This is a genomic window from Serratia sp. CY37869, from assembly GCF_052168895.1.
In the GTDB taxonomy this organism is placed as follows: Bacteria; Pseudomonadota; Gammaproteobacteria; order Enterobacterales; family Enterobacteriaceae; genus Serratia; species Serratia ureilytica.
The window spans coordinates 249,963-269,870 of the sequence record NZ_JBJNLU010000002.1; the positions used below are offsets into that span (position 1 = coordinate 249,963).

Below are 19,908 nucleotides of genomic sequence, written 5' to 3' on the forward strand. Positions count from 1 at the left end.
AGGTGCTGGATTTTTATACCGGTTAATTAGATTTTTGCATGCAGCGCATCGGCGATAGGCAAATCAGCCAGAATGCCCGATTTATTCAGCGCCACCAACATTTGCTCCGTGACGATATTATTGGTTTCCCACGGTTTAACATGCGTTGCTGGATAAGTGTCTGCGATGATGTCGATAATTTCCGCTTCTGTCAGTCCGAGTTGGCGCAACATGCAGGCGCTGAAATCTTTGGCGATAGCGTCGGTTGCGTAGCCTTCCAGGAAAGCCAAAATCGGTTGTTGCAACGCTTGCTTGGTGACCGCGTCGCTGTGGCGCCAGATATGGCTCAGCACCTGCTGTGAGAAGCGGGCATGGCGGCCTTCATCCGCAACGTGATCTTTCATCACCAGATAGAAAGTCGGGAAGATATCTTCGTTGTTGATCACATCGATCAGATCGGTCGTCAGCGCCTGCTCCGACAGGGACACGCAAACCAGTCGCAGCAGCTCGCGCAGCCGTTCGTCGCCCATTGCCAACGATTGCGCCAGGGCATAGGAGGCCTCGGTATCTTTTGGCATCGGCAGCGGCGCAATGGACGTCATCTGCTCTACCTGATTGATCAGATCCAGCGCCACCAGGGCGTGATAGGACTCATCCACGACCACGGTCAGCGCGTCTAAGCGCATTTCAAGCGGAAAGTCTACGCCGACTGCGTTTTTGTAGAGCTTGTAACTGGAATCATTGATGATATCCAACTCGATGTTGGCGATGCCATTCAGGTAATGGTAGAGGGTTTGTACCTGAATATAGCGCAATGCTTGTTCACCGAGCGCGGCAACGCGCGGATGGAGGCACAGCGGCAGACGTTCGAGGGGGAAGAAAAGGGTTGATTGGCTGTCCTGTTCGTTGAGAAGGCGACGCGGGCGGGAGCGGACAATCGCGGCGCGATCCCATTTTTTCAACGTGGTTTCAATGAGGCTCATCGGTTAATCCTTATTAATAGAGTTCTATTTCAATATCCGATTGTGAATAGGCGCAGCAGGCCAGAATAATATTCTCTTCTAACTCCTCTTCGCATAAGGCACTCTGTTTTTCATGGCGTATATTTCCGCTGATTAGAAGTAATTTGCAACAGCCGCACCTCCCCTTTCGGCATAGGTTGGGAATGTCGATATTTAATCTTTCAAAGTTTTCAAGCAGCGACGTTTCAGGACAAAAGTCACCGATGCCCGCGCCATCAAAAATAACTTGATGGCCATCGGGCCCTGTATTTGCAGACATGGCGTGTTATTCCCTATGGAAGTCAGTGAGTGAGATCACATTTTAAAATTCATATAAGTAAATTGTTATTAATAATAGGTTGTGAGTTTTAATGGGGAGTAACGATAGCTTTGGCTTTGTTTATTGTCAACACGACACATTAAAAACATTAACATTATATTAAAGGTTGTTTCACATAATATAGTTCATATTCAAACTTTATTGCCTGGATTGTTTAGCAATTCTTATTATTGCTTGTTTTATAATATCAATAGGCAAAAATCGTTGTTCAGTGAATGGAAAACAGGACGTCGCCGCCTTCCAATGATAGCCTGAGCGACAATTTGGTTTTGATAACGCAAACAGGAAGATGACATGTTGAAAACCGCAGGCTGGCTGCTGCCCGCCATCGTGGCGCTGGCGGGGTGTTCGTCATCCGGCGAACGTCATGGACAAACCCTCAGCCAGGCGCTGGCGGCCCTCGGCCAAGACAAGGCGTTGGTCGGGGCGTCGAACGGCGTGATGGTGCGCGATGCCGACAGCGGCAAGGTGCTGTATCAGGCGCACGCGGAGCAGCGTTTGGCGCCGGCTTCCAACATGAAGGTCTTCACTTCTCTGGCGGCGTTCGGCGTGCTGGGGGCGGATTACCGGTTTGAAACCCGGCTGCTGACCACCGGCGAGCAGCGCGGCGACACGTTGCGGGGAGATCTCTATCTGCAGGGCAGCGGCGATCCGACGCTGCATCCGGACGATCTCGACACCTTCGCCGCGGCGCTGGCGCAGCGCGGCATCCGTCATATACAGGGGCGGTTGTTGCTGGACGCCGGCGCCTTCGATCAAACGCCATTCGGTGCCGGCTGGAGCTGGGACGATGAACCCTTCGCCTTCGCAGCGCCGATCTCGGCGCTGAACTACGCCTTTACCCCCGGCGGCGATATCAACGTGGTGCAGGTGGATGTGCGGCCGGGCGCTCGCGCCGGCGCGCCGGGACGGGCGAGCTTCTATCCCGCCAATGACGCGGTGACGCTGGTCAATCGCACCACCACCGGCAGTGACACCGCGCTGACGTACGAGCGCCGGCCGGGCAGCAACCGGATCGTGGTCAGCGGCACCATCGCCGCGCAGGCGGAGGCCAGCTCGCGATTGATTACCGTCGATCAACCGGCCCTCGTCGTCGGCGCTTTATTGCAACATGCTCTGCGCGCGCACGGCATCACCCTGCGCGGCAACGCTGAAGAGGGCGTGACGCCGGCCGGCGCACAGCTGCTGGCGAAAAAAACCTCGCCGCCGCTCTCCCGCCTGGTCGTTACCTTCCTGAAAGTGTCCAATAACGGCTACGGCGAGATATTGACCAAGGCGATGGGCCGCAAGACGCAGGACAAAGGGGATTGGGCCGCCGGCCTTCAGGCGATAAACGGATTTGTGCAAAGCCAGGGCATCGCGGCCGACGCGTATCGCCAGGTGGACGGTTCAGGGCTGTCGCGCATGAACCAGATCACGCCGCAACAGCTGACGACGCTGCTGCTGGCGGCCAGAAAACAGCCGTGGTTCGCCGACTGGTATCGCGCCTTGCCCGTTGCGGGCGAGCCGGGGTTGCTGGTGGGCGGCACGCTGCGTAACCGCATGGTGAAAAGCGCGGCGGCGGGGCGCGCTCACGCCAAGAGCGGTTCCATGACCGGCGTATCGTCGCTCAGCGGCTATGTCGATTCGGCGACCGGGCGGCCGCTGGCGTTCGCCATCATCAGCAATAACTATCTGGTGCCCGGCGCGCAGGTGAAGGCACTGGAGGACCGCCTGGTGGAAACGCTGGCGGCCTGTGACGCCACGGTGGTGTGCCGCTGAGTACGCGGCGTCAGTCGCGTTTGGCGATGTCGGCGAAGCTGCCGGCCAGCAGGCGGCACAGATCGGCGGCGGCCAGCTCGATATCCAGCCCGCGTTTGCCGCCGGAAACGTAAATGGTAGCGAACGCTTGCGCCGGGCTGTCGATCACCGTCGGCAGCCGTTTTTTCTGCCCCAGCGGGCTGATGCCGCCCACCAGATACCCGGTGACGCGCTGCGCCAGCTGCGGATCGGCCATCTCGGCCTTTTTGGCGCCGAGGGCGCGGGCAACCTTTTTCAGATCCAACTGGGTTGCGACCGGCGTGACCGCCACCGCCAGGTGTTTGGCGTCGCCGTTCAGCGCCACCAGCAAGGTTTTGTAAACCCGATCGGCATCCAGCCCCAGCTTTCTCACCGCCTCATCGCCGAAGTTGGTTTCGTCGCTGTCGTGGTGATAAGGATGGAGGGTGAAGGCGACCTTTTGTTTCTCAAGCAGAACGACTGCGGGCGTCATGATGTGTTGTCCAAAATGTCCCCGGTGGGGAAAGGGTGATAACCAGCCTTAAAAATACAAAAATCCAACCAGCCCGGCAACCTGAGCGGCTGTTACATAAAGCGGGTTGCCAAGATATTCACCGGGTTGCTACCCTGTTTACTGTAACCGTTAACACGGTTGCTATGCGTATAACTAGAATACAAGAAATTCCTCTTTGACTGGCCAATAGCGATATTGGCCACTTTTTTACCCCTGCGGCTGCAGCATCGCCGGCAGGTTATCCTCGCCATACAGGTGCAATGCGCCAACCGCCACCACATAGTCTCCGGCCGGCAGCGCCTCCAGCTGACGCCGCCAGTCGCGATTGCGTTGATGCATCAGCACGTCGTAAAGCCCGGCGCTGAAGGTGGCCGGCAGCGTGTCCAGCGTGCCGCGCGGTTTGGCGTCCAGCCACCAGCTCACCATGGTTTGCAGCAGCCGCGCGTTGGTATGCCAGTGCTCCAGCGTATCGCGCAGCAGCGCGATGCCGCCTTCCGGCAGCTGTTCCAGCAGCGCCAACTGCTGCTGCGCCCCCTCGAGTTCGATCACCGGTTTGTCCTGCGCTCTGGCGGCCTGCAGCAGCTGATAATCTACGCCGTACTCTGCGCGCAGCCCCAGACGCTGAGCCTGCCGCGCCTGCATCATCAGCGCCACCTGCCAGCCGGGCAGGGTGGCGAAGGCGTGCGGATCGGCGCCCAATTCGTGGCACAGCGCCAGCAGCTGTTGATATTCTTCGGCGGACAGGCGCTGTTCCAGCGCCGGCTGCAGCTCGGCGTGGTCGAAAGGCGAGGCGGAATCGGTGATATCGGCTTCGACGATCAGCGCGTCGGCCTGTTGCAGCCGGGCGGCCAGCCGGGGCGGCAGCGGCGACATATCGACGGTGCCCATATGGATGCTGCCCACCAGATGGAGCCGACGCTCGCCCGGCAGAGTGATGTCCAGCGCCGGATAAGCGTAACTTTTGGGCGAGATCAGGCCGAGAAAGGCGGCGAGGCGGCGTAACAGTTGACCCATACGGCGTGGCTCCTGAATAACGGGTGCGCGTTTTCGCGTGCAAGGCGAGGGAAAATCGTCATTCATGCTAAACGCTATCCGCCGCGCAGGGAAGCCCGGAAAACAGCGGGGCGCCTTGACGGCGCCCCGGAGCTTACTTCCTGGGTTTAAAACGCAGCAGCCGGTTGGCGTTGCTGACTACGGTAATCGATGACAGCGCCATCGCCGCGCCCGCCACCACCGGGCTGAGCAGCGTGCCGGTCAGCGGGTAGAGCACGCCGGCGGCGATCGGAATGCCCAGCGTATTGTAGATAAAGGCGCCGAACAGGTTCTGCTTCATGTTGCGCAGCGTGGCCTTCGACAGTTCCACCGCATCCGCCACCCCGTGCAGGCTGTGACGCATCAGGGTGATGGCGGCGGTCTCGATGGCGATGTCGCTGCCGCCGCCCATCGCGATGCCCACGTCGGCCTGCGCCAGCGCCGGGGCGTCGTTGATGCCGTCGCCGACCATCGCCACGCGTTGGCCCTGCGCCTGCAGCTGTTTGATCGCCGCCGCTTTGCCGTCCGGCAGCACGCCGGCAATCACCCGATCGATACCGGCCTCTTTGGCGATGGCGTTGGCGGTCACCGGGTTGTCGCCGGTCAGCATCACCAGCTGATATCCCTGCTGGTGCAGGCGCTGCAGCGCCGCTACGCTGTCCTCGCGCAGCGGATCGCGAATGGCGAACAGCGCAGCCGGTTTACCGTCAACGGCCAGCAGCACCGGCGTCACGCCGCGTTCGGCCTGGGAGCGCATCGGCGCCTCCAGTTCGTCGGCCGCGACCTGATGTTGTTTCAGCAGCGCGGCGTTGCCCAGCAGCACCTGCACGCCATCGATCTCCCCGCTGACGCCGGCGCCGCGCAGGGTGCGGAACTGCGCCACCTGCGGCAGCGTTTGCCCGGCGGCGCGTTCCATGATGGCGCGCGCCAGCGGGTGATTGGAGCCTTGTTCCAGCGCGGCGGCCCAGCCGAGCGCCTGCTGTTCGCTGACCTGATTGAAGGTCAGGATCTCCACCACCTGCGGTTTCCCTTCCGTCAGGGTGCCGGTTTTATCGAACACCAGGGTATCCAACTGGCTGGCCTGCTGCAGGGCGTCGGCGTCGCGCACCAGCACGCCGAATTCCGCCGCGCGGCCCACGCCGGAGATGATCGACATCGGCGTCGCCAATCCCAACGCACATGGGCAGGCGATGATCAGCACCGTGGTGGCGATCACCAGCGTATAGACCAGCTGCGGCTGCGGACCAAAGAAGTACCACACCGCCGCGCTGAACAGGGCGATCGCCACCACCGCCGGCACGAACACCGCCGAGACGCGGTCGGCCAACTGGCCAATCGCCGGCTTACTGCTCTGCGCCTGACGTACCAGCTTAATGATGCGCGCCAGCGTGGTTTGGCTGCCGATGGCGGCGGCGCGGAACAGCACGCTGCCGTCGTCGACTACCGTCCCGGCATGCACCGTGTCGCCGGGGCCTTTTTGCTGCGGCACCGCTTCGCCGGTCAGCATCGCTTCATCGAGCCAGACTTCGCCCTGCACGATTTCACCGTCGACCGGCACGCGATCGCCGGTGGTCAGCCGCAGCGTCATGCCGAGCTGCACCTCCGCCAGCGGAATATCGCGCTCGCCGTCGTCAGTCACCAGCCGCGCGGTGGGCGGCGTCAGATCGAGCAGCCGCTCCAGCGCCTGCGAAGAACGCTGGCGGGCGCGCTGTTCCAGCGCATGGCCGAGGTTGATCAAACCGATGATCATCGCGCTGGCCTCGTAATAGAGGTGACGCGCCTCCATCGGGAAGAAATCGGGCCAAATGTTGACGGCGATCGAATAGAGCCAGGCGGCGCCGGTGCCGAGCGCCACCAGGGTATCCATGGTGGCGCTGCCGTTCATCAATGCGCGCCAGGCGTTGCGGTAGAAGTGCCCGCCGGCGAACACCATCACCGCCAGGGTAATGACGCCGACCAGCAGCCAGGGGCGCTGGGTTTCCGGCGTCAGCGTCATGCTGCCGCCGAACAGCCCCCAGGCCATCAGTGGGATACCCAACGCCAGCCCCAGCGCCGCCTGCCAGCTAAAGCGCTTCATGTTGGCGCGTGCGGTCTGTTGCTGACGTTCGCGGCGTTCGGTTTCGTCCTGAATCATCTCGGCGCCGTAGCCGGCTTTTTCCACCGCCGCCACCAGCGCCTGCGCATCGGCAGCGCCGGTCACCAGCGCGCTGCGCTCCGCCAGGTTGACGCGCGCATGCTCCACGCCGGGAACGCTTTGCAGCGCCTGCTGCACCTTATTGACGCAGCTGGCGCAGGTCATGCCGCTGAGCAGCAGCTGTACGCTGTCGTCCGCGCTGTCGGTTGCCGGAAGAGAAGGCTGCGCCGCTGGCTGAACGTCCGGCAACGAAGGTGTTGCGTCAGTCAACGGCTCAGTTTTTGGGACGACGGCGCCCGCCACGCTGGCGTGATAACCGGCATGTTCCACCGCGGCGATCAGCGCCTGCGGATCGGCATCGCCGTACACTTTCGCGTTGTCGATCTCGACGTCGGCGGCGAACACCCCCGGCACCGCTTCCAGCGCCTTGCGGGTGCTGCCGACGCAGTGCATGCAGCTCAGGCCGCTCAGCTGTAATTCGGTGTCGGCGCGCGGCGCGACTTCTGCCTGATAACCGGCGGCGATCACGCTGTCGATCAGCGCGCTGTCCGGCGCTTCGCCGGTCACTTTGGCGTAATGGACGTTAACCTCCGCCTGTTCGACATCGCTGCGGCTTTCCAGGGCTTTTTTCACCCGCTGCGCGCAGTTCATGCAGGACAGCCCCTGCAATGCCAGCATAGTGGTGTGTGACATGATTGAACTCCTTGCGTAAAGGCGGTGTTTAAAGGTTGACCGCCGGACCTGTTTTCACTAAGAATGGAGCTTAAACCTTCCAGCAAGGGTAAGGTCAAGGAGGGAAAGTGAATATTAGCGACGTCGCGAAAAAAACCGGTTTAACCAGCAAGACGATTCGTTTTTACGAAGAGAAAGCGTTGATTACCGCCCCGATCCGCAGCGACAACGGTTACCGCCACTATTCCGCCAAGCATGTCGACGAGCTGACGCTGCTGCGTCAGGCGCGGCAGGTGGGCTTCAACCTGGACGAGTGCCGCGAGCTGGTAGCGTTGTTCAACGATCCGGCCCGCCACAGCGCCGACGTGAAGGCGCGCACGCTGCAGAAGGTGGCGGAGATCGAAAAGCACATCAGCGAGCTGGGAAACATGCGCCAGCGCCTGTTGACGCTGGCGGAACAATGCCCGGGCGACGAGGGGGCGGAGTGCCCCATCATCAATAACCTGGCGGGGTGTTGTCGTTCTAATTAACGGCTGATGGCGCGGATCACCAGCGTGACCCCTTCCACCGCCACCACTTCCACTTCGGTGCCGGCGGGCAGATCTTCCGCCGCCTGCGCGCGCCAGCTGCTGTCACCGATATTAATGCGCCCCATGCCGTTGTGCATCGGCTCCGTCAGCGTGGCGCGGGTGCCGATCAACTGACGGTTGCGCTGGTTGAGCACCGGCGAACCGCCGGATGCGGCCGCCGGGCGGCGACGCAGCCAGTACCACCACAGATAGGCGACGACGACGGTCAGGACGGCGAAGATCACGCCTTGCCATTCCCAGGAAAGCGGTGGCAGCAGCCAGATCAAGGCGCCGACCAACAGCGCCGCCACGCCGCTCCACAGCAGGTAGCCGCCGGCGCCGAGCATTTCCGCCGCCAGCAACACGCCCCCGAGGGAGAGCCAGAACCACAGCGGATTCGCCGCGATCAGTTCGAGCATGATTATTTGCCTTTGCTTTCTTTCAGCAGTTCGGTAATGCCGCCGATCGAGCCGAGCAGGCTGCTGGCGTCCAGCGGCATCATCACCACCTTGCTGTTGTTGGAGGAACCGATCTTCTGCAGCGCATCGGTGTATTTCTGCGCCACGAAGTAGTTCACCGCCTGAATGTTGCCGCTGGCGATGGCGTCGGACACCAACTGGGTGGCGCGCGCCTCGGCCTCGGCGGCGCGTTCACGCGCTTCCGCCTGCAGGAACGCCGACTGGCGTTCGCCCTCGGCCTTCAGGATCTGCGATTGCTTCTCCCCTTCGGCGCGCAGAATGGCCGCCTGACGCACCCCCTCCGCCTCCAGGATGTCGGCGCGCTTGGTGCGCTCGGCCTTCATCTGGGCGTTCATCGAGGCGATCAGTTCCGCCGGCGGCCGCACGTCGCGGATCTCGATACGGGTGATTTTCACCCCCCAAGGGTTGGTCGCTTCATCGACGATGTGCAACAGGCGGCTGTTGATGCTGTCGCGCTGCGACAGCATTTCGTCCAGCTCCATCGAGCCGAGCACGGTGCGGAAGTTGGTCATGGTCAGGTTGACGATCGCCTGTTCGAGGTTGCTGACCTCGTAGGCGGCGCGCGCCGGATCGACCACCTGGATAAAGCACACCGCGTCGATGGCGACGTTGGCGTTATCGCGGGAAATCACCTCTTGGGAAGGGATGTCCAGCACCTGCTCCATCATGTTGATTTTGCGGCCGATGCGGTCCATGAACGGCACCACCAGGTTCAGGCCCGGCATCAGCGTTTTGGTGTAGCGGCCGAAGCGTTCTACCGTCCATTGGAACCCCTGCGGCACAATTTTGACGCCGGCGAACACCACAATCAGCGCGACGACGATCACGATGGGAATAAAAGTAAGCATGCAAACCTCCTGTCAGACATATGTAAACAGATATTACGACAGCGCCGGAAAAATGCCTACTGATACCGCGACTTAATCCAGGGCACCGACCAAACCCGCGATCAGCGGATCCCGCGTCTGGAACAGAGTGTTGTCACGACAAGTGTGGCACAGCTGAAAAATAAGTATGCCTAAATGGCATGATTTCAATAATTTTTATTCATTTCATGATGTTGCTCGCCTTGGCTAGAGTAAAAACACCCCCGTGTTTACCGTCAAAAATTTGTCATTTTCATTTGCGACTATGCTTTTTGAAATGACATTTCGGCCAAGGATTGTTATGGATTCGCTCAGTGTTGATGAACTCGCCCAGAAGAACGATCGCTGGTATCGCATTGTGGAGGAGATGTTGGCGGAAGCCGGCGTCGCCATCAACGGCCCGCGCGCCTGGGATATCCGGGTGCATAACCCGGCGCTGTTCAAACGCATTTTGCAGGAAGGCTCGCTCGGCTTCGGCGAAAGCTATATGGACGGCTGGTGGGAGTGCGAACGGCTGGACATGCTGTTCACCCGCATTCTGCAGGCCGGCGTCGATGAACGGCTGCCGAAAAGCCTGAGCGACATCGCGCGCATCGCCTATGCCCGGCTGTTCAATCGCCAATCGCGCAAGCGTGCCTGGCAGGTGGGCAAAGAGCACTACGACATCGGCAACGACCTGTTCCGGGCGATGCTCGATCCTTATATGCAATACTCCTGCGGCTACTGGAAAGAGGCGCAGACGCTGGAGCAGGCGCAGCAGGCCAAGCTCAGGATGATCTGCGAAAAACTGCAGTTGAAACCGGGCATGACGCTGCTGGATATCGGCTGCGGCTGGGGCGGATTGGCGCAGTTTGCGGCGCAAAACTACGGCGTCTCGGTGCACGGCGTGACCATTTCGGCCGAGCAGCAGAAGCTGGCGCAGGAACGCTGCGCCGGGCTGGACGTCGAGATCTTGCTGCAGGATTACCGCGATCTGGATCGGCAGTTTGATCGCATCGTGTCGGTCGGCATGTTCGAGCACGTCGGGCCGAAAAACTATGAGACCTACTTCAGCGTCGCGGCGCGCAACCTGAAGCCCGATGGTCTGTTCCTGCTGCACACTATCGGTTCCAATCAGACCGATCTCAACGTCGATGCCTGGATAGACAAATACATCTTCCCCAACGGCTGCCTGCCTTCGGTGCGGCATATCGCCGAGGCCAGCGAAGGGCGTTTCGTGATGGAGGATTGGCACAACTTTGGCGCCGATTACGATCGCACGCTGATGGCCTGGCTGGAGAATTTCAAACGAGCGTGGCCGGATCTGATGGGCGGTTATTCCGAGCGCTTCGAACGCATGTTCACCTATTACCTGAACGCCTGCGCCGGCGCGTTCCGTTCGCGCAACATTCAGCTGTGGCAGGTGTTGTTCAGCCCGGCGGGCGTGGAGGGCGGGGTGCGGGTCTATCGCTAATCCCCGTCATATTTCAAGCTGGCTGCACGTTCGAGCCCTGGTCGCTTAGTTATCTAAGCGCCCAGGGCTTCTCACATTTGCCGCCTGGATGCAGCTTCAAGTATGACGGATATCAGTACAGCAGGGAGTACAGCTGGCGGCGATATTTAGCGGCCAGCGCGTCGCCGGTGCCGAGCGCGGCCAGAATGTCCATCAGGGTTTTGCGCGCGCTGCCGTTGGCGGCGGCCAGATCTTTCTTCAGATGCCCCATCAGCAGTTCCAGCGCTTCTTCGTTACGCCCGACCTGATGCAGTTGCAGCGCCAGCTGCACCGCCAGTTCGACGTTGTCCGGCTGCTGCTGCACCTGCTGTTGCAGCTGTTGGATTTCCGGCGTGTCCGCCGCCTGCTTCAACAATTCAATCTGCGCCACCAGACCTTGATAGCGGGTATCGCGATCCTGCAGCGGGATGGTCGCCAGCACCGCTTCAGCGTCTTCGCTGCGGCTGAGCGCGATCTGAGTTTCGGCCAGCGTCAGGCCGATGTCGCTGCGCTGTTGGCTGCTCTGCCAGGCGTCTTTCAGCAGCGGCAGCGCTTCGGCGGCGTTGCCGGCGGCCAGCAGCTCCTGCGCCTGTGCCAGTTTCAGATCTTCTTCCTTCGGCAGGAAACGCTGCAGCAAATCGCGGATCGCTTCTTCCGGCTGCGGGCCCTGGAAGCCGTCGACCGGCTGACCGTCTTTGAACAGGTAGACCGTCGGAATGGAACGCAGCCCGAATTGCGAGGCGATCATCTGTTCGGCGTCGCAGTCCACCTTGGCCAGAATGAACTGACCGGCGTATTCCGCCGCCAGCTTGTCCAGCACCGGCGTGAGCTGCAGGCAGTGTTGGCTGCGCTCGGACCAGAAGTAGAACAGCACCGGTGTGGACATCGATTGTTCCAGCGTCTGGTGCAGGTTAGTTTCGTTAATATCAACAACAGCTTGAGCTAGCATCTTTTTTCTCTCTGATCGTGCGGAGCCATGGGGTGTAGATGGGGGCGCGCCGCCATTCTTCAACCCCGTCGGGCGAATTAAGCGTTGCTGCGCAGCAGCCAATCCAGACAGCGGCCCGGCAAAATGCGGCGCAGCACGCTCATCGCGTGCGCCAGCAGGGTGACCGGATAGCGCAGTTTGGCGCGCGGGCTTTCCAGCGCGTGGCGCAGTTTGGGCAGAATGGCCTCCGGCGGCAGCGTCAGGCGCTTGGCGATGCCGGGATTGTGCACCGGTTTGTCGCTCTGCGCCTGGTTGACGTTCTGGCTAAAGTGGGTGGAGATCGGCCCCGGTTCGATCAGGCTGACCTGAATGCCGCTGCCGTGCAGCTCCATGCGCAGCGCGTCCGACCAGGCTTCCAGCGCGAACTTGCTGGCGGCGTAGGCGCCGCGCCCGGCGCTGGAGACCAGGCCCATCACCGAGCTGGTCTGAATAATGCGCCCTTCGCCGTGCGGCAACATCGCGGGCAACAACAGCTGGGTCAGTTGGTGGGTACCGAACAGGTTGGTGGCGAACTGCCGTTCCAGCTGGCTGCGCGAAATGCGGCTGAGCGGGCCGTAAACGCCGAAACCGCCGTTATTGAACAGACCGTACAGTCGGCCGTCGGTCAGCGCGATCACCTCGGCGGCGGCGCGCTCGACGCTGGCACTGTCGTCCAGATCCAGCTCGATGCCTTCCAGCCCGAGCTGGCGCATGTTTTCCACGTCCTGCGGCTTGCGGCAGGCGGCCAGCACCCGGTAGCCGCGGTTGCGCAGATCCTGCGCCGCAATCAAGCCAATCCCGCTGGAACAGCCGGTTATCAATACCGCTTTTTGCATAACTTTACCTAGTGTACGACCCTAATTTAGTGAGACTCATGCTTTACTAGAGGCTCCAGGCGCTCCGCCATCCAGGTGGCGATAAACGGCTGGGCGTCCCCATTGGGGTGCAATCCGTCATCCTGCATCCATTCCGGCTTCACCACCACCTGTTCCATATAGAACGGCAGCAGCGGAATGTTGAACTGCTTGGCCAGTGCCGGGTAGACGGCGCCGAACGCTTCAGTATAGCGGCGGCCGTAGTTCGGCGGGATGCGGATCTGCATCAGCAGCGGCTGCGCGCCGGCCTGCTGCACCAACGTGATGATTTGGCCGAGATCGCGCTGTACGTCCTGCGCCGGGAAGCCGCGCAGGCCGTCGTTGGCGCCCAGCTCGATCAGCACCCAGCGCGGCTGATGCTGTTTCAGCAGCGCGGGCAGACGCGCCAGCCCCTGCGCGGCGGTGTCGCCGCTGATGCTGGCGTTGACCAGCTGCGGCGCACCCGGTTTTTTCTGCCACTGTTCGGCCAACAGCGTCGGCCACGCCCGCTCGATCGGCAGGCGGTAACCGGCGCTTAAACTGTCGCCTAAAATCAACAAGGTATCGGCGGCGGCAGCGCGTAAACTGAATAATCCCAACAGCAAAAGGAAGGGAAGATGCCAGCGGAAAACGTTCTTGAAGTTCATCATCTTAGTAAACACGTTGGTCAGGGTGAGCATCAGCTCACCATCCTTACCGGAGTCGAGCTGCTTGTCAAACCCGCGCAGACGATCGCCCTGATCGGCGAATCCGGATCGGGGAAATCGACCTTGCTGGGCATTTTGGCCGGGCTGGATGACGGCAGCGAAGGCGAGGTGCGCTTGCTCGGCGAGTCGCTGACCGCGCTGGACGAAGAGGGGCGCGCCGCGCTGCGCGCCAGGAATGTCGGCTTCGTGTTTCAGTCGTTCATGCTGGTGCCGACGCTGAACGCGCTGGAGAACGTGCAACTGCCGGCGCTGTTGCGCGGCGAGAGCGACAGACAGAGCCGCGAGCAGGCGGTGCAGCTGCTCGAGCAGTTGGGGCTGGGGAAACGGCTCGATCACCTGCCGGCGCAGCTGTCCGGCGGCGAGCAGCAGCGCGTGGCGCTGGCGCGCGCCTTCAGCGGCCGACCGCGGGTGCTGTTCGCCGATGAACCGACCGGCAACCTCGATCGTCAGACCGGCGATCGCATCGCCGACCTGCTGTTTTCCCTCAACCGCGATTTTGACACCACCCTGATCCTGGTGACCCATGACGAAACCCTGGCGGCGCGCTGCCAGCGGCGGCTGCGGCTGCGCGAAGGCAAGCTGTGGGAGGAAGCATGATCTGGCGCTGGTTCTGGCGCGAATGGCGCTCGCCGTCGCTGCTGATCGTGTGGCTGGCGCTGACGCTCTCCGTCGCCTGCGTGCTGGCGCTGGGCAGCATCAGCGATCGCATGGACAAAGGGCTCAGCCAGCAGAGCCGCGATTTTATCGCCGGCGATCGGGTGCTGCGCAGCGCGCATCCGGTGCCGGAAGGCTGGCTGCTGGACGCGCAGCAACAAGGGCTGAAGGTGAGCCGTCAGCTGTCGTTCACCACCATGACCTATGCCGGCGATCGGCCGCAGCTGGCGGACGTGAAAGCCACCGATTTGGCCTATCCGCTGTACGGCAAGCTGGAAACGCGCCCGGCCAACATCCAGCCCGAACCGGGCAGCGTGCTGGTGGCGCCGCGTTTGCTGGCGCTGCTGAACGTGAAAGTGGGGGATTCGCTGGAGGTGGGCGACACCACGCTGCGCATCGCCGGTGAAATCATTCAGGAGCCGGACGCCGGTTTCAATCCATTCCAGACCGCGCCGCGCATCATGATCAACCTGGCGGACGTCGATAAGACCGGCGCGGTGCAGCCGGGCAGCCGCCTGACCTACCGCTACATGTTCGCCGGCGCCGAGCCGGATATTCAGCGTTACGAAGAACGGCTGACGCCGCAGTTGACGCCGGATCAGCGCTGGTTCGGGCTGCAGGAGTCCGGCAGCGCGCTCGGCAAGTCGCTGCAGCGCTCCCAACAGTTCCTGCTGTTGTCGGCCCTGCTGACGCTGCTGTTGTCGATCGCCGCCGTGGCGGTGGCGATGAGCCACTATTGCCGCAGCCGCTACGATCTGATCGCGGTGCTGAAAACCCTTGGCGCCGGGCGCGGCGCGCTGCGCAAATTGATCGTCGGCCAGTGGCTGGCGGTGATGGCGCTGGCGGCGGTGTGCGGCGGGGCGATCGGGCTGGCGTTCGAGGCGCTGTTGATTCGCCTGCTGAAGCCGGTGTTGCCGGCCGCGTTGCCCGCCGCCGGCGTCTGGCCGTGGCTGTGGGCGCTCGGTGCGCTGGTGCTGATTTCGCTGCTGGTCGGGTTGCGGCCGTATCGCCAGTTGCTGGCCACCCAGCCGCTGCGGGTGCTGCGTCGCGATGTGGCAGCCAACGTCTGGCCGCTGCGCTACTTCCTGCCGGTGACGGCGGCGATCGTGGTCGCGTTGTTGGTGTTGCTGATGGGAGCCAGCACGTTGCTGTGGGCGATCCTGGCGGGCATGGCGGTGCTGGCGCTGCTGCTGGGCGGTATAGGGTGGGGCAGCCTGCTGCTGTTGCGCCGCATCACGCTCAAGAGTCTGGCGCTGCGGCTGGCGGTCAACCGCCTGCTGCATCAGCCGTGGGTGACCATCAGCCAGTTGGCGGCGTTCTCGCTGTCGTTCATGCTGTTGGCGCTGCTGTTGGTGCTGCGCGGCGATCTGCTCGAACGCTGGCAGCAACAGCTGCCGCCGGACAGCCCGAACTATTTCCTGCTCAACATGACCGAGGCGCAGGTGCCGCAGGTGAAAACCTTCCTGCAGCAGCACCAGATCAAACCGGAAACCTATTACCCGATCGTCCGGGTGCGCCTGACCGAGATAAACCAGCAGGTGGCGACCGAACGGGTGCATGAGGACGATCCGGGCGGCGAGGCGGTGAACCGTGAGCTGAACCTGACCTGGCTGGCCGAGCTGCCGGATCACAATCCGTTGGTGGCGGGCAATTGGCCGCCGAAAAGCGGCGAAGTCTCGATGGATGAAGGCATCGCCGGGCGGCTGAAGATCAAGCTGGGCGACACGCTGACCTTCAGCGGCGATACCCAGGCGTTCAGCGCCAAAGTCACCAGCCTGCGCCAGGTGGATTGGGAAAGCCTGAAGCCGAACTTTTACTTTATCTTCCCGCCGGGCGCGCTGGACGGCCAGCCACAGACCTGGCTCACCAGCTTCCGCTACGACGGCGATGGCCGGATGTTGACCCAGCTCAACCGCCAGTTCCCAACGCTCAGCCTGCTGGACATCGGCGCGATCCTGAAACAGGTCGGCGGCGTGCTGCAACAGGTCAGCCGCGCGCTGGAGGTGATGGTGGTGCTGGTGGTGCTGTGCGGCGGCCTGCTGCTGCTGGCGCAGGTGCAGGTCGGCATGCGTCAGCGGCGGCAGGAGCTGGTGGTCTATCGCACGCTGGGCGCCGGTAAACGGCTGCTGCGCCGCACGCTGTGGTGCGAGTTTGCCCTGCTGGGGCTGGTGGCGGGCATCGCGGCGGCGGTGGGGGCCGAGGCGGCGCTGTGGCTGCTACAAAGCCGGGTGTTCGACTTCCCGTGGACGCCGACGCCGGTGCTGTGGTGGGCGCTGCCGCTGGCCAGCGCGCTGCTGCTGTCGCTGTGCGGCGGCTGGCTGGGCGTGCGCTTGCTGCGCGGCCGGGCGCTGTTCCTCAGTTATGATGGCTGATCTGGCGATCGCAGGCCCGTTGCCGCCAAGCGTGGCCGGGCCTGCCGATTTTCTTTCGCGCGTCACTGGCGCAATTCCTCTTCATGCCCATTCATTGTGAAATCGATTACATTTATGTCATATCGATACGTTTGCCATTGGTCATCGGTGTAGCGGATAGTTGGCTGACCTCGCCTGTTTTACGCATTGATTTAGAGGGTTACGCATGTATTAAGTGAATTCATCCGCCATAAAAAACGGCCTAAAAAGATTTAATGGAATGTAACCGTTTTCACTAATGTGATCGCACTCACTTATCTCCGACGCATTGCCTCCTATCATGTCGCACACTGATGACCGTTTTCTCCTGGAGGCTGTATGAGCGATACCGTCAAAGTGACACCGGCGGAGAAAAGCCCGACTCATGTCGGCATGACTTTTTTCGTCTGTTTTTTAGCCGCCTTGGCCGGCCTGCTGTTCGGTCTTGATATCGGCGTGATCGCCGGCGCCCTGCCGTTTATTACCGATACTTTTCAGATCACCAGCTCTCAGCAGGAGTGGGTGGTCAGCTCAATGATGTTTGGCGCCGCCGTCGGCGCCATCGGCAGCGGCTGGATGAACTTCCGGCTGGGGCGCAAATACAGTTTGATGATCGGCGCAATCCTCTTCGTGGCGGGATCGCTGTGTTCTGCGTTCGCTCCCAACGTGGAGGTGTTGATCGTTTCACGTATTCTGCTGGGATTGGCGGTGGGGATCGCTTCTTATACCGCGCCGATTTATCTTTCTGAAATCGCGCCGGAGAAAATCCGCGGCAGCATGATCTCGATGTATCAATTGATGATCACCATCGGCATTCTGGCCGCTTACCTGTCTGATACGGCATTCAGCTATACCGGCGCCTGGCGCTGGATGTTGGGCGTCATCACCATCCCGGCCGGGCTGTTGTTGGTCGGCGTGTTCTTTTTGCCTGACAGCCCGCGGTGGTTGGCCTCGCGTAATCGCCATGAGCAAGCGCGTCAGGTGTTGGAGAAGCTGCGCGACAGCAGTGCCCAGGCGCAGTATGAGCTGAATGAAATTCGTGAAAGCCTCAAACTGAAGCAAAGCGGTTGGGCGTTGTTCAAAGGCAATAAAAATTTCCGCCGCGCGGTTTTCCTTGGCATTCTTCTTCAGGTGATGCAGCAGTTTACCGGGATGAACGTCACCATGTATTACGCGCCGAAGATTTTCGGTCTGGCGGGCTTCGCCAGTACGGAACAGCAGATGTGGGGCACGGTGATCGTCGGTCTGGTCAACGTGCTGGCCACCTTTATCGCTATTGGGCTGGTTGACCGCTGGGGCCGCAAGCCCACTTTGATCCTTGGGTTTATCGTGATGGCCGTCGGCATGGGGGCGCTGGGCACCATGATGAACATCGGCATGAACTCGGCGGCGGAGCAATATTTCGCCATCGTCATGCTGCTGATGTTTATCGTCGGTTTTGCCATGAGCGCCGGCCCGCTGATTTGGGTGCTGTGCTCAGAGATCCAGCCATTGAAAGGCCGCGATTTCGGCATCACCTGTTCCACCGCCACTAACTGGATAGCCAATATGATCGTGGGGGCGACGTTCCTGACCATGCTGAATTCGTTGGGCAGCGCTCACACCTTTTGGGTTTACGCGGGGCTTAACGTGCTGTTTGTTTTCATCACGCTGGCGCTGATCCCGGAAACCAAAAATATTTCACTGGAACACATTGAGCGCAATCTGATGGCCGGCAAACCGTTGCGTAATATCGGCTCGCGTTGATCTTTGCGGCAATAAAAAAGGTTCAGCCTGGGCTGAACCTTCTTCTTTTCGGCGGTGTAAACCGTTAAGCCAGCTTCTGCTGTGCCCAGGCCAGCCCGCTTTGGTATTCGCCCGGCAGCAGCGGCGCCAGCGCCTGCAGCGCCTGACGCAGATCGGCGGCGCTCGGGTCGTTCAGATTGAGGTGGCCGACCTTGCGGCCCGGGCGCACCTCTTTCTCATACCAGTGCAGATGCACCAGCGGCAGCGACAGCCACTGTTCGTTGACGGCGGTGCCGATCAGGTTGACCATCACCGACGGCGTGCTCACCACCGGCTGCGGCAGCGGCAGGCCGAGGATGGCGCGCAGGTGCAGCTCGAACTGGCTGATGGATGCGCCGTTTTGCGTCCAGTGGCCGCTGTTGTGCACGCGCGGCGCCAGTTCGTTGATCAACAGCCGATCGCCGACGATAAAGCACTCCATCGCCATCACGCCGACGTAGTTCAGCTCGTTCAGGATCGCCGCCAGCATCTGCTCGGCCTGTTGCTGCAGCGCCGGATTGGGCTGCGGCAGCGCCACGCTGGTGCGCAGGATGCCGTCTTCATGCAGGTTGTGGGTCAGCGGGTAGAAGACCGAACGGCCGTCGTGGCCGCGCGCGCCCACCAGCGACACTTCGCCGGAGAAATTGATGCCTTGCTCGACGATGCACTCGCCATAGGCATCGGCCGGCAGTTCGGCTTCCTGCCCCGGACGCAGGCGCCACTGGCCGCGGCCGTCATAGCCGCCGACCCGGCGTTTGACGATCGCCAGCTCGCCCAGCGCAGCGAACACCTGCGGCCATTCGGCGGCGCTCGCCAGCAGCTGCCACGGCGCGGTCGCCAGGCCGAGCTGATCGAGCAGCTGCTTTTGCGTCAGGCGATCCGCCAAACGCGGGAAGATGTCGCGGTTGACGAAGGCGCTGTGAGTCGCCAGTTCGCGCGTCAGCGCGGTTTCCGGCCAGCGTTCAATCTCGGCGGTAATGACGCTGTTCTGATACGGCACCGCCTCAGGTTCGGCATCGATGCCGACAGGGTAGACGGCGATGCCCAGCGGTTCGCCGGCCTGGCGCAGCATGCGCCCCAGCTGACCGTTGCCCAATACGCAAACCGGCTTCATGCGTCCTCCCGCGGATCGGGGTGGTTCAAAACGTCTTCAGTCTGCGCCTGACGCCAGTCCGCCAAACGCTGCGCCAGGGCGGCATCGTGCAGCGCCAGGATCTGCATCGCCAGCAGCCCGGCGTTGGCGGCGCCGGCTTTGCCGATCGCCAGCGTCCCCACCGGAATGCCGCGCGGCATCTGCACGATGGAGTAGAGGCTGTCCACGCCGCTCAGCGCGGCGCTTTGCACCGGCACACCCAGCACCGGCACCAGCGTTTTCGCCGCCAGCATGCCCGGCAGATGCGCGGCACCGCCGGCGCCGGCGATGATCACGTCAAAGCCGTTGGCGGCAGCCTGCTCGGCGAAGCTGAACAGCTTGTCCGGCGTGCGGTGAGCGGAAACGACTTCGACATGGAAGGGGACATCGAGCTGGGTCAGGACTTCGGCGGCGAACTGCATGGTGGCCCAGTCACTTTTCGATCCCATTACAATTGCGATTTTAGCCCCGGCATTGGCGGCTGAAGCGGCGTTGGCTCCCATGGGTGTAAGGCTCCTGTGATTTGTCTGGCGTCGGCTGAGGGCCGAATGAGGGCGTAGAGCATACCATGAGCGCACGGTAAGGAAAACGGTTGCGTCGCCGGTTTTCACCGGCGAAAGCGCGA

The 19,908-nt window shown here is 61.8% G+C and carries 18 protein-coding genes; 6 read left to right on the plus strand and 12 right to left on the minus strand.

What is annotated here, in order from left to right; genetic code table 11:
- Window positions 1-26 precede the first annotated feature (26 nt).
- Entirely contained in the window at window positions 27-962 is a 936-nt protein-coding gene (locus ACJ8J1_RS11400) for a diiron oxygenase (protein WP_033642127.1), read from the minus strand.
- 13 nt (window positions 963-975) lie between these two features.
- Window positions 976-1,260: a 2Fe-2S iron-sulfur cluster-binding protein gene (locus tag ACJ8J1_RS11405; RefSeq protein ID WP_071845084.1), complete on the minus strand. Its 285-nt coding sequence runs from the start codon at window positions 1,258-1,260 to the stop codon at window positions 976-978.
- 354 nt (window positions 1,261-1,614) lie between these two features.
- Here ACJ8J1_RS11405 and dacB point away from each other — a divergent pair, with 354 nt between their 5' ends.
- On the plus strand, window positions 1,615-3,081 hold the full coding sequence (gene dacB, locus ACJ8J1_RS11410; protein WP_033642129.1) for a D-alanyl-D-alanine carboxypeptidase/D-alanyl-D-alanine endopeptidase: 1,467 nt from the start codon (window positions 1,615-1,617) through the stop codon (window positions 3,079-3,081).
- 10 nt (window positions 3,082-3,091) lie between these two features.
- Here dacB and ybaK read toward each other — a convergent pair whose 3' ends face one another.
- The 3 genes from ybaK to copA all read right to left on the minus strand — a co-directional run bounded on the left by ybaK (window position 3,092) and on the right by copA (window position 7,451).
- Entirely contained in the window at window positions 3,092-3,571 is a 480-nt protein-coding gene (ybaK, locus tag ACJ8J1_RS11415) for a Cys-tRNA(Pro)/Cys-tRNA(Cys) deacylase YbaK (protein ID WP_004940240.1), read from the minus strand.
- Between the two features lie 228 nt (window positions 3,572-3,799).
- Window positions 3,800-4,606: a TraB/GumN family protein gene (locus tag ACJ8J1_RS11420; RefSeq protein ID WP_033642130.1), complete on the minus strand. Its 807-nt coding sequence runs from the start codon at window positions 4,604-4,606 to the stop codon at window positions 3,800-3,802.
- A gap of 133 nt (window positions 4,607-4,739) precedes the next feature.
- Window positions 4,740-7,451 (minus strand): copper-exporting P-type ATPase CopA, encoded by a 2,712-nt coding sequence (copA, locus tag ACJ8J1_RS11425; protein ID WP_033642131.1) that lies wholly within the window; start codon window positions 7,449-7,451, stop codon window positions 4,740-4,742.
- Between the two features lie 107 nt (window positions 7,452-7,558).
- Here copA and cueR point away from each other — a divergent pair, with 107 nt between their 5' ends.
- Window positions 7,559-7,960 (plus strand): Cu(I)-responsive transcriptional regulator, encoded by a 402-nt coding sequence (gene cueR / locus ACJ8J1_RS11430; protein WP_033642132.1) that lies wholly within the window; start codon window positions 7,559-7,561, stop codon window positions 7,958-7,960.
- Here the strand turns inward: cueR and ACJ8J1_RS11435 are convergent.
- On the minus strand, window positions 7,957-8,418 hold the full coding sequence (locus ACJ8J1_RS11435) for an NfeD family protein (RefSeq protein WP_033642133.1): 462 nt from the start codon (window positions 8,416-8,418) through the stop codon (window positions 7,957-7,959). The genes cueR and ACJ8J1_RS11435 overlap by 4 nt on opposite strands.
- A gap of 2 nt (window positions 8,419-8,420) precedes the next feature.
- Window positions 8,421-9,326 (minus strand): SPFH domain-containing protein, encoded by a 906-nt coding sequence (locus ACJ8J1_RS11440; RefSeq protein ID WP_004940203.1) that lies wholly within the window; start codon window positions 9,324-9,326, stop codon window positions 8,421-8,423.
- 319 nt (window positions 9,327-9,645) lie between these two features.
- Here ACJ8J1_RS11440 and cfa point away from each other — a divergent pair, with 319 nt between their 5' ends.
- Window positions 9,646-10,797 carry a cyclopropane fatty acyl phospholipid synthase gene (gene cfa / locus ACJ8J1_RS11445; protein ID WP_033642134.1) on the plus strand — a complete coding sequence of 384 codons (1,152 nt, stop codon included), beginning with the start codon at window positions 9,646-9,648 and terminating at the stop codon, window positions 10,795-10,797.
- Window positions 10,798-10,909: 112 nt separating this feature from the next.
- On the opposite strand, the gene ACJ8J1_RS11450 is transcribed toward cfa, so the two are convergent.
- The 3 genes from ACJ8J1_RS11450 to tesA form a co-directional block, all read right to left on the minus strand.
- On the minus strand, window positions 10,910-11,764 hold the full coding sequence (locus ACJ8J1_RS11450; RefSeq protein WP_033642135.1) for a co-chaperone YbbN: 855 nt from the start codon (window positions 11,762-11,764) through the stop codon (window positions 10,910-10,912).
- 77 nt (window positions 11,765-11,841) lie between these two features.
- On the minus strand, window positions 11,842-12,618 hold the full coding sequence (locus ACJ8J1_RS11455; RefSeq protein WP_004940195.1) for an SDR family oxidoreductase: 777 nt from the start codon (window positions 12,616-12,618) through the stop codon (window positions 11,842-11,844).
- A 26-nt stretch (window positions 12,619-12,644) separates the two neighbouring features.
- The gene (tesA, locus tag ACJ8J1_RS11460; RefSeq protein ID WP_162472522.1) at window positions 12,645-13,283 is read right to left on the minus strand and encodes a multifunctional acyl-CoA thioesterase I/protease I/lysophospholipase L1; all 639 of its coding nucleotides are present in this window, start codon (window positions 13,281-13,283) and stop codon (window positions 12,645-12,647) included.
- Here tesA and ybbA point away from each other — a divergent pair.
- From ybbA to ACJ8J1_RS11475, 3 genes are all read left to right on the plus strand, one after another.
- Window positions 13,254-13,940, plus strand: a complete 687-nt coding sequence (gene ybbA, locus ACJ8J1_RS11465) for a putative ABC transporter ATP-binding protein YbbA (RefSeq protein WP_004940192.1) — start codon at window positions 13,254-13,256, stop codon at window positions 13,938-13,940. The genes tesA and ybbA overlap by 30 nt on opposite strands.
- Window positions 13,937-16,369 carry a putative ABC transporter permease subunit YbbP gene (gene ybbP / locus ACJ8J1_RS11470; protein WP_442520342.1) on the plus strand — a complete coding sequence of 811 codons (2,433 nt, stop codon included), beginning with the start codon at window positions 13,937-13,939 and terminating at the stop codon, window positions 16,367-16,369. Before ybbA ends, ybbP begins: the two co-directional genes overlap by 4 nt.
- 357 nt (window positions 16,370-16,726) lie before the next feature.
- Complete coding sequence (locus ACJ8J1_RS11475) at window positions 16,727-18,133, plus strand: sugar porter family MFS transporter (protein ID WP_033642138.1); 1,407 nt, start codon at window positions 16,727-16,729, stop codon at window positions 18,131-18,133.
- Window positions 18,134-18,197: 64 nt separating this feature from the next.
- On the opposite strand, the gene purK is transcribed toward ACJ8J1_RS11475, so the two are convergent.
- Together purK and purE are read right to left on the minus strand one after the other, a co-directional pair.
- Window positions 18,198-19,265: a 5-(carboxyamino)imidazole ribonucleotide synthase gene (gene purK, locus ACJ8J1_RS11480; RefSeq protein WP_004940189.1), complete on the minus strand. Its 1,068-nt coding sequence runs from the start codon at window positions 19,263-19,265 to the stop codon at window positions 18,198-18,200.
- Window positions 19,262-19,786, minus strand: a complete 525-nt coding sequence (purE, locus tag ACJ8J1_RS11485) for a 5-(carboxyamino)imidazole ribonucleotide mutase (protein WP_004940188.1) — start codon at window positions 19,784-19,786, stop codon at window positions 19,262-19,264. The genes purK and purE overlap by 4 nt, the downstream gene beginning before the upstream one ends.
- Window positions 19,787-19,908 lie beyond the last annotated feature (122 nt).